The organism is bacterium, from assembly GCA_021372615.1.
Taxonomy (GTDB): Bacteria; Armatimonadota; Zipacnadia; order Zipacnadales; family UBA11051; genus JAJFUB01.
The window spans coordinates 128366-138408 of sequence record JAJFUB010000121.1 but is presented as its reverse complement, the minus strand read 5'-3'; the positions used below and the strand labels follow the sequence as shown (position 1 = coordinate 138408).

The window sequence follows — 10043 nt, the reverse complement described above, 5'->3', positions numbered from 1 at the left end:
GGTGACCGCTCCCACGTCGACCACGTGGGGGTAGCCTGTGGGAGCGGTCACCGACCGCGACACTGACAAGGAGAGCCTCCAATGTCCAAGCCCCTCAACATCGGCCTCATCGGCTACGGTTTCATGGGCCGCGCGCACTCGAATGCCTACCGCAAGGTCAACAACTTCTTCGAGCTGGAATACCACCCTGTGATGAAGGCTTGCTGCGCCCGCAGCGCGGACAAGATCCAGGCCTTCGCGGACAACTGGGGCTGGGAAGGCATCGAGACCGACTGGCACAAGCTCATTGACCGCGCCGACATTGACGCCATTGACATCTGCTGCCCCAACAAGCTCCACCACGAGATCGTGCTCGCCGCCGCCAAGGCCGGCAAGATCGTCCTGTGCGAGAAGCCCCTGGCGATGAACGCGGCCGAGGGCCTGGAGATGACCGAGGCGGTCGAGCAGGCCGGCGTGCCCAACATGGTCTGGTACAACTACCGGCGCATCCCGGCCGTCTCGCTGGCCAAGCAACTCGTGGACGAGGAGCGCGTCGGGCGCTGCTTCCACTACCGCGCCGAGTACCTGCAGGACTGGACGATCAGCCCGAAGCTCCCGCAGGGCGGGCAGACGCTGTGGCGGCTGGACCTCGACGTCGCCGGCAGCGGTGTCACCGGCGACCTGCTGGCCCACTCGATTGACACCGCCATGTGGCTCAACGGCCCCATCAGCGCCGTCACCGCTATGACGGAGACCTTCATCAAGGAGCGCGAGCTGCAGGACGAGCCCGGCACGGTGAAGCCGGTCGCCATTGACGACGCCTGCGCCTTCCTGGTGCGCTTCGCCAATGGCAGCATGGGGACGTTTGAGTCCACCCGCTACGCCCGCGGGCGCAAGAACTTCAACACCTTCGAGATGAACGGCAACAAGGGGTCGGTGTACTTCAACCTCGAGGACGCCCACCGGCTGAAGTACTTCGACAACAATGATGACGACCACGTGCACGGCTGGCGCGACATCCTCGTCACCGACGCCGAGCACCCGTACGCCAAGCACTGGTGGGTGCCCGGCTGCGTGACCGGCTACGAGCACACCTTCATCAACGCGCTGGCGGACTTCCTGGAGGGCCTGGAGACGGGGAAGGGCACCCAGCCGGACTTCCGCTGCGCGCTGCAGACGCAGATCGTGTGCGACGCCGTCCTGGAGAGCGCCAAGACCGGCCAGTGGGTGACGATCGGAGGCTACAGACTGTGAAGACCGGTCTCAATGTCCTGCTGTGGACTGCCGCCGCGACCGACGAGCACCTGCCCCTGCTGGAGAAGATCAAGGCCTGGGGCTACGACGGGGTCGAGTTCCCCATGTTCGCGCCGGACTGCTCGCCCTGGGCGGCGCTGGCGACGAAGCTGGATGACCTCGGCCTCGGCCGCACCGCCGTCACGGTCATCCCCGAGACCGCCAACCCGATCAGCGACGACCCGGCGGTGCGGCAGGCCGGCGTCGGGCATCTGAGGGCCTGCCTCGATGCCTGCGCGGTGCTGGGGGCGGAGACGCTGGTCGGGCCACTGTACTCGCCGTGCGGGCGGCTCGTGGGACGCGGGCCGACAGAGGAGGAATGGGCCTGGGCCGTCGAAGCCTTGCGCGCGTCGGCCGAGTATGCCGACACGCTGGGGATCAACCTCGCCGTCGAGGCGCTCAACCGCTTCGAGACCTACTTCCTCAACTGCGCCGAGCAGGCCGTGCGCCTGGCGGAGGCGGTCGCCCACCCGCGCCTGGGGCAGCTCTACGACACCTTCCATGCCAACATCGAGGAGAAGGATCCAGTCGCGGCAATCGGCGTGCTGGGGAAGCACATCGCCCATGTCCACATCTCCGAGAACGACCGCAGCACCCCTGGCGAGGGCCATGTGCCCTTCGCGGAGACTTTCGCCGCGCTCAGAGCCGTTGGCTACGATGGTTGGCTGACGGTCGAGGCCTTCGGGCGGGCCCTGCCCGAGGTCGCCGCAGCCACGAGCATCTGGCGTGACATGATGGCGAGCGAGGAAGACCTCGCCCGCCGCACCGACGCCTTCATCCGCGCCGGCTGGGGGCGATAGCCGTCTGTAGGGCGGGGGCTTGTGCCCTGCCTGTCGTTTCGTCTGCCACGCGGGGCGGGGTACAAGCCCCCGCCCCACAGAGACCGCGACGCTGTGCCAAGGAGATACCCCATGAACACCACCGCCGTTCTGCAAGCCGCCATGGACCAGGGGCAGGGCATCCTGCGCCTGGCCCCCAACTGGGTACCGCGCTCGTTCTGTGTCCCCGGGCGCCGCATCAAGCTCCATCCCGACGACTACTATGCGCTCGGCGGCGTGCGGGGCGGCATTGACGAGCGCTGGTTCGCCTCCACCACCCCCGCCGACAACGGCCCCCTCACCAGCGAGAACGAGGGGCTCAGCTTCGTCGTCTTCGCAGACGGCGGCCAGACCCACCAGATCACGCTCCGGGACGCGGTCGCCGAGTTGCAGGGCGCGCTCATCGGCCCGCGCCTGTGGGATGAATACCAGGCCTGGCCGATGTACTCGAAGTTCTTTGACAACAAGGGCGCGCTGCCCCACCATGTCCACCACAGCGATGAGATGGCGGCCCTCGTGGGCATGCGCGGCAAGCCCGAGGCGTACTACTTCCCGCCGCAGGCCAACAACTACGGCGCGGACTACCCGTACACGTTCTTCGGCCTGGAGCCGGGCACGACCAAGGACCAGGTCAAGCAGTGCCTCATCAACTTCACTCAGGGCGACAACAAGCTGACCAATCTGTCGCGGGCGTACCGTCTGGAGCCGGGCACGGGCTGGGACGTCCCGCCGGGCGTGCTGCACGCCCCGGGCAGCCTGTGCACCTATGAGCCCCAGCGCGCCTCGGACGTGTTCGCGATGTACCAGTCGCTCGTAGGCGACCAGATCGTCCCCGAGGAGCTGCTGTGGAAGAACACTCCGCCCGACAAGCTGGGCGACTTCGACCACCTCGTAGCGGTGCTGGACTGGGAGCAGAACGTGGACCCGGAGTTCGCCAAGCACCACTTCATGCGCCCCCAGCCGGTCCGACCGGTCGCCGAGATGGAGGCCGAGGGCTACGTCGAGCAGTGGATCTGCTACCGCTCGGACGCCTACAGCGCCAAGGAGCTGACAGTGCTGCCCGGCGCCACGGTCACGATCAAGGACGGCGGCGCCTACGGGTTCATCATGATGCAGGGACACGGCACGATGGGCCCATGGGCCATCGAGACGCCGACGCTCATCCGCTTCGGGCAGCTCACGCATGACGAGTTCTTCGTCAGCGAAGCCGCCGCGCAGGCGGGCGTGACCATTCACAACCCGTCGCCGACCGACCCGATCGTGATGCTCAAGCACATCGGCCCCGGCAACCCGGACCTGGCGGCCAGCGGGCTACTGAAGTAAGGACACGTACCCACAGGTTGGATGCGAAGGCGCGGGCGACACCGCCCGCGCCCTCTCTTTGCACGGGGACGGAGCACCCATGGGCTGGCTGCTGCTGGTCATCGTTGTCGCCGGTTCCACGGCCATCTGGCCGGTGGGCCGCTGGGCATTGCGGGAGGACGGCGAGTCCATTGTCGTCGGCTTCTGGGTCTCGCTGACGGTCGGCCTGATGTGCTTGGTGGGGGTCGTGCTGGGGAGCGAGTGGCGGGGCGCGCCGGTCGGAGTGTGGCTCGCCGGGGGGACGATGGCCGTGGCCTATGCCTTCGGCTTCTGGATCTGCACCATGCGCGCGCTGCAGATCGGCCCAGCCGGGCCTACCGTGACGGTCAACAACATGGCTATGGTCGCCGGCGTGCTCTACAGCATGTTCGTCCTGGCGCCGGGGCGGGCAGGGGTGTGGACCGTGGCCGGCCTCGTCGGCGTGTGCGTGACACTGCTCCTGCTGGGGCTGGGCCGTCCGACGGAAGATGGCGCGCACCGGGCCACCGGCGCCCTCTGGACGCGCCTGATCGCCATCGGTGGCGCCTTCTCGTGCCTGTCCTTCATGGCCCAAGCCCACGCGGGTACCCTCTACCCCGACCAGAAGTACCTCTTCGGCATGACCGCCTTCGGCGGCTCGGCGGTGTTGCTGCTGCCGCTGATGCTGCAGCGTCCGGCGCGCTTCCTCCTGCGCCCTGAGCGCCTCGGCGGCGTCACGCTGGGCGCATTGAATGGCGGGATGCTCCCGCTGTCGCTGACGGTGATCCGCCAGATCGGGGCGGAGGTGGCGCTGCCGGTCACGGTCGCCATGCCGATCCTGCTGGTGCTGCTGATCGGCCGCGTCTTCTATCGCGAGCGGCTGTCGCCGGCGGCCTGGGTCGCGTGCATCCTGGGCGCGGCATCGGTGGCGGCGCTGGCGTACGGCCACGCCGGGTAGCGCTGCCTCATCATGCCGGGGGGCGAAGGAATGCCCGGGGCGACGGCGAACGGGGGGAGCGTCGCCTGCAGCCTGCCGCCCCGGAGGCCTCATGGCCAGCCACCCTCCCCCCACCCTCTTCGCTCTCCACGGACCCGACAACATCACTCGCCCGGAGCACTTCGGCCTCAAGGGCTTCATGCTCACGGCCAGCGTGCCCTATCGCGATGCCCTATCGGTCAAGGGCCTCTGGGCGCCGCCGTATGCGAGCAGTGACTTCATGCTCGAGGTGCGCCTGCACGGGGAACTGGTGCCGACCGGGGACTACCTGTGGGACGGCAACGCGTGCCGCCGTGAGGGCCGACTGGGGGACCTGGCGGTGCAGAGCGTGCTCGTCACGCCGATGCAGCGCCGGGCGGCCGTCTTGCAGCTCACGGTCACCGACACGGCCGGCGACGCCGTGACTGTCCCGGTGCAGATGGCCGTGCGCGGGGCCGTGGATGAGGTCAGCTTCTGGGAGTTCTCCGGGCCGGGCTGCTCGGAGCGCGACACGCCGTGGGCCGAGCGCGCCAAGGCGTGGGTGTGCGAAGGCTCGCGCGAGCAGGATGCTCGCGGTCCCAGTAACGACATGCTCGTCAAGCGCAAGGACAACCGCGCGCTGGCCGTTGCGACCGATCTGCCGATGGACCGCTGGGAGACGCTGTGCGGGCACTGGGAGGGGACGCTGTCGCTCGCGCCGGGGGAGACGCGCACCGTGCATGTCGCCATGGCGTTGGGACCGGCGGACACGGCGGTCGCCGACTGCCGCGCGCTCGTCGCCGCCGGGAACGACGGAGTAGCCGGGGCGCTGGCCGAGTGGGCAGACTGCGTGGACGACCTGTTCACCCGCGTCCCGCGCTTCGCGGCCTCCGACGAGCGCCTCACCAGGTTCTACATCCGCTCCCTCGTCGGGCTCCTGCTCAACCGGTGGCGCGTGCCCGAGTTCGTCACCAGCCCGTACTACTCCACCGGCGGCATCAATGGCGGTTGCGTGTGCTGCTACCTGTGGGACTTTGGCGAGCCGTGGGAGATCATGCCGCTGCACGACCCCGAGGCGGTCAAGGCCCATATCCGCCAGTTCCTCTCGGTGGACATCACGCAGCACTTCGCCTGGGTCCCCACGACCGGCGAGGCCTTCGGCCCGTGGTATCCGGTCAATCAGGAGAAGATCATCTTCCTGATCTACTACTACGTCCTGTTCACCGGGGATGCAGCGTTTCTGCACGAGACGGTCGCGGGCAAGACCGTCCTCGAGTGGGTGCTCTTCCACGCCACCTACCGCGACGACCCGGACCAGCCGGTCGCGCTGGTGGACTATGGTAAGGGCAACAACCACCTCGAGTTGCGCGGCACGTTCCGCTATGACAACGTCCTGCCCGACCTGAACCTGCGGCGCTGCGCGAACATGCAGGCGGCCCATGAACTGTCGGTGCTAGCCAGCGCGTGGGAGGGGTCACCGACCCCGACTTCGCGGTCGGTGACCGCTCCCACGGCGGACGGGGAGTTGCCGGAGCGCGCTCAGGAACTGGCCGCTCTCATCAAGCGCCTGATGTGGGACCCGGAGATCCGTTGGTTCCATCACCTCGACGCGGACGGTCGCCCGGGGACCAGCTACAACGTGCAGATGTTCAAGCCCCTCGGCAGCCTGGCACTGGATGAGGACGAGACCGAGGGGCTGCTCAGCCACCTCAATGAGACCGAGTTCCTGTCCGCGTGGGGTCTGCACTCGATGTCGAAGCTGGACCCGGCCTACGACCAGGTGGACATAGACAACGGGGGCGGGGGCAACTACACCGCCTTCACCCCGCAGATCATCGAGCGCCTGTACCGGATCGGGCGCCCCGAGATCGCCGAGGACCTCCTGCGGCGCATCCTGTGGTGGGGCGAACGGATGCCGTATTGGGGCGACTCGATCGTGGCCAACCAGATAGACTACCGCCAGGACACTCCCCTGCAGAACACCATCGGGGCGCTGGCCGGCGCGCAGATGGTGATCTTCGGCATGTTCGGGGTCAGCGTCAGCCCGGAGGGCGCCATCACCATCAACCCGCAGCCCCCATCGTTCGCGCCGGAGCTGACGCTGACCGGCCTGCGCCTGCGGGGGCGCTGCCTGGACATCACGGTGCGCGCAGGGGAGTTCACGGTCACGTCGAACGGGGAGACGGTCGTATCAACGTTGGGCCAGCAGGTGGTGCTGCCATGAGCCAGACGGCGAAGGCATACGAGCGTGACGGGCGCGTGACGCTGGAGAACGGACTGCTGCGGCTAGAGTTCGACCTGCAGGACCACGGCGCGCTGGTGTCGGTCGTGGATGTCGCGACGGGCGTGGACCTGATCCGCGATCCGGCGGCCCCGCACCTGCTGTGGCGGCTGGAACTGCGTCGCGGCGGCAGCCCCGAGGTCGAGCGCGTACTCAGCAGCGCGGCGGGCGAGGTGTCCTGGACGGCCGCGCGCACGGAGGACGGCACGACGCTGACGCTTGCCAGCGCACTGCTGCCCGACAGGGCCCCCGAGGTCAGCGTGCAGGTGACGCTGCCCGACGAATCGCCACTGTCGCGCTGGCGGGCGACCGTGCGCGGCCTGGCCGATGATGTGGCCGTCACACAGCTTGTCTGTCCGGTGATCTGCGGCCTGGCGAAGCCGGGCGACCCCGCACCGGGCGAGGCGCTCGTGGCTCCCGTGCAGGATGAGGCCTACCTGTTCCGCAACCCGTTCACCGTGCGCGACGGCCTGCCGCTGTGCGCCGGGCCGGGGCCGGAGATGGCTGATGTCGGTGTCGGCCACGTCGGGGGGAAATACCCCGGGGGCATCGCCCTGCAGATGATGGCCTGGTACAACGACCAGGCCGGCCTGTACTTCGCCGCCCACGACGCCGGGCAACACCCCAAGGAACTGCACATGGGCCGGTGGCCGGACCTGGGCGCCGGCCCGGTGCTGTCGCTGACGCACTTGACCACCGAAGTGCCGGGGCAGGAGGTCTCGATCCCCTACGACGCCATCGTCGGCGTCTTCCACGGCGACTGGTACGGCGCCGCCGACCTGTACAAGGCCTGGGCCACGCAGCAGTGGTGGTGCGAGCAGAAGCTGTGGGACCGCGATATCGCCGACTGGCTGCGTGAGGGCATCGGCGGCGTGTGGCAGATGTCCAACTACCACATCCCGCGGCTGGACCTGAACCACTCGCTGGATCAGATCGCCGACACGGTGAATGAGGTCTCGGCCGCGGCCGGCGTGCCGCTGCTGGGCCTGGTGTTCAACTGGGAGCAGGGCGGGGCGTGGACCGGCCCCAAGGGCTTCTTCCCCCCGCGCGAGGGTGAGGCGCAGTTCCGCGCCGCGATGCAGAAGCTCCGCGCCGCGGGCAACCATGGCTTCGTCTACATGACCGGCAACAACTGGTACGTGAAGATCGGCTACGACCCGGAGTGGGATAGCTGGCCGCAGTTCCGGGCCGAGGGCGAGGCCCTGGCCCTGCGCAGGCCCGACGGTGAGTACACCGTCATGAGCTGGTACGGCAACTGGGAGGTGGTGCGCCTCTGCCCTGCACCGCCGGCGGCCCTGGACTTGCATGCCGACATCTTCCTGGGGTGCCTGAGCCTGGGCTGCGATGTCGTGCAGATTGACAACTTCCCCTGCGGGGGGAGCGAGGCGTGCTACAACCCGGCGCACGGCCACCCCATGGGCCATGGCCCGTGGTGGTCGGAGGCCTGCGGGCGGATGATCGCCGAGATCCGCCGCCGCGCCAAAGCGCAGAACCCCAACTGTGCGATGACCACCGAGGGCATGGCCGAGGACTTCATCCCCTGGCTGGACCTGTGCGACCAGCGCGCCGGGAACATGGAGTACTTCGGCCACTACAGCCGGGGGCTGCCGCTGGGCGGCGAGACCATCCCGCTGTTCAGCTATGTCTACAACGAGTACATCGGCGCGTACTATGCCGCCATGCCCGAGTGCAACCGGCCGGAGGTGCTGTACTGGACGCGGGGGATCGGCAAGGCGATCTGCCAGGGCGTGCTGCCCTCGGCCGGGCGCTACTTCCCCGACCCGCCCGACAGCAACCCGGTCACCCTGGCCTTCTACACGCGCGTGGCCCGTGCGACCGGGCGGGAGCTATACCCATACCTGATGTTCGGCGAGATGCTCCGCCCGCCCGACATCGCGGTCCCCACCATCACCGCCCACTACTGCAAGTTCATGTACGATGCGGTCAACTTCGTCCATCGCCTGGACCCGCAGCAGCGCCACGAGGTCACTGACCGGGCCGTCCAGCACGCGGCCTATCGCGGGCGCGACGGCAGCGTGTGCCTGTTGTTCGTCAATGTGTCGGATCAGCCTGTGGACTTCCCCGTCACGCTGCCGGCGTATGGTTTCACCGGCCCGGTGGACGTGCAGCGCTTCGTCAATAGCGAGCCGGAGGACTGGCTGGCCGGGGTGACACTGCCGCATCCGGTCACACTCACCATGGAGCCGTTCTCGATCACCTTGCTGACCATGAGGGAGGCGCAAGCATGACCCCCAAAGAGCGCTTCATGCGGGGGATGACCTTCCAGCCGGCAGACCATGTGGCCAACATGGAGATCACGGTCTGGGGCCAGACGCGCGAGCGGTGGCTGGCCGAGGGGATGCCCCCGGACCTGAACACCTCCTTCATGCAGATCGGGGAGCCGCGTCTGGGCCTGGAGGGCTATGACACCGTGACCCCCAACGCGACCGGCCCCGTCCCGGCCTGCGAGGAGCGCGTGCTGGAGGAGACCGAGGAGCACCTCCTGTTCGTGGACGGCTTCGGCCGCACGCGGCGGGCCCGCAAGAGCGGCACCGTCCGCGGCACGCGCCTGAGCATGGACACCTACCTGGACTTCCCGGTCACAGACCGCGCTTCGTTCCGCGCCTACAAGTTCCGTTATGAGGGCCCCGTGGAGCAGCGCTACCCGACCGACTGGGAGGCCCAGAAGGCGCGGCTACTCGCCAGCAGCTTGCCACTGACCCTGATGAACCCCCTCGGCGGCACCTTCGGCTACTACTCGATGCTGCGCAACTGGATGGGCACCGAGAGCCTATCATACCTGTGGTATGACGACCCGACGCTGATCCACGAATGCCTGGAGTTCCTGACCGACTTCGCCGTGCGCCTGCTGGAGCGCGCCGTCACCGAGGTCCCGTTCGACTACGTCATCATCCACGAGGACATGGCCGGCAAGGGCGGCCCGCTGATGGGCCCGAAGCTCTTCGCCGAGTTCCTCCTACCCCACTACCGGCGCTACGTGGAGTTCCTCAAGGGCCACGGCGTAGGGCTGGTGCTGGTGGACACCGACGGCGACCACAATGTCCTGATCCCGGTCTTCCTGGAGGCGGGGGTGGACGGCTTCTGCCCGATGGAGCGGGCGGCCGGCATGGACCCGGTGCGCACCCGGCGCGAGTACGGCCAGTCCGTTTGCATGATGGGCGGGGTGGACAAGCGCGAGATCGCGAAGGGCAAGGCGGCGATAGACGCCGAGCTAGCCTACCTGGCCCCGGCCATCGCGAGCGGCGGCTACATCCCGACGATAGACCACTCCATCCCGCCGGATGTGTCGTGGGAGGACTTTCTGTACTACCTGGAGGCGAAGGGGAGGATGCTGGGATCGTGAGACTCTGCAACCGCCCAATGTCGGCCAATAGCT

The 10043-nt window shown here is 68.3% G+C and carries 7 protein-coding genes; all 7 read left to right on the top strand.

Annotation, left to right across the window (positions count from 1 at the left end):
* Positions 1–81: 81 nt before the first annotated feature.
* On the top strand, positions 82–1233 hold the full coding sequence (locus LLH23_18190) for a Gfo/Idh/MocA family oxidoreductase (GenBank protein MCE5240400.1): 1152 nt from the start codon (positions 82–84) through the stop codon (positions 1231–1233).
* Positions 1230–2072, top strand: a complete 843-nt coding sequence (locus LLH23_18185) for a sugar phosphate isomerase/epimerase (GenBank protein MCE5240399.1) — start codon at positions 1230–1232, stop codon at positions 2070–2072. Before LLH23_18190 ends, LLH23_18185 begins: the two co-directional genes overlap by 4 nt.
* A gap of 111 nt (positions 2073–2183) precedes the next feature.
* On the top strand, positions 2184–3413 hold the full coding sequence (locus LLH23_18180; GenBank protein ID MCE5240398.1) for a hypothetical protein: 1230 nt from the start codon (positions 2184–2186) through the stop codon (positions 3411–3413).
* Positions 3414–3492: 79 nt separating this feature from the next.
* Positions 3493–4368 carry a DMT family transporter gene (locus LLH23_18175; protein ID MCE5240397.1) on the top strand — a complete coding sequence of 292 codons (876 nt, stop codon included), beginning with the start codon at positions 3493–3495 and terminating at the stop codon, positions 4366–4368.
* Positions 4369–4459: 91 nt separating this feature from the next.
* Positions 4460–6589 carry a hypothetical protein gene (locus tag LLH23_18170; GenBank protein ID MCE5240396.1) on the top strand — a complete coding sequence of 710 codons (2130 nt, stop codon included), beginning with the start codon at positions 4460–4462 and terminating at the stop codon, positions 6587–6589.
* Positions 6586–8895: a DUF6259 domain-containing protein gene (locus LLH23_18165; GenBank protein ID MCE5240395.1), complete on the top strand. Its 2310-nt coding sequence runs from the start codon at positions 6586–6588 to the stop codon at positions 8893–8895. Before LLH23_18170 ends, LLH23_18165 begins: the two co-directional genes overlap by 4 nt.
* Positions 8892–10010, top strand: coding sequence for a hypothetical protein (locus tag LLH23_18160; GenBank protein ID MCE5240394.1), 1119 nt, complete (start codon positions 8892–8894; stop codon positions 10008–10010). The genes LLH23_18165 and LLH23_18160 overlap by 4 nt, the downstream gene beginning before the upstream one ends.
* Positions 10011–10043: the final 33 nt, after the last annotated feature.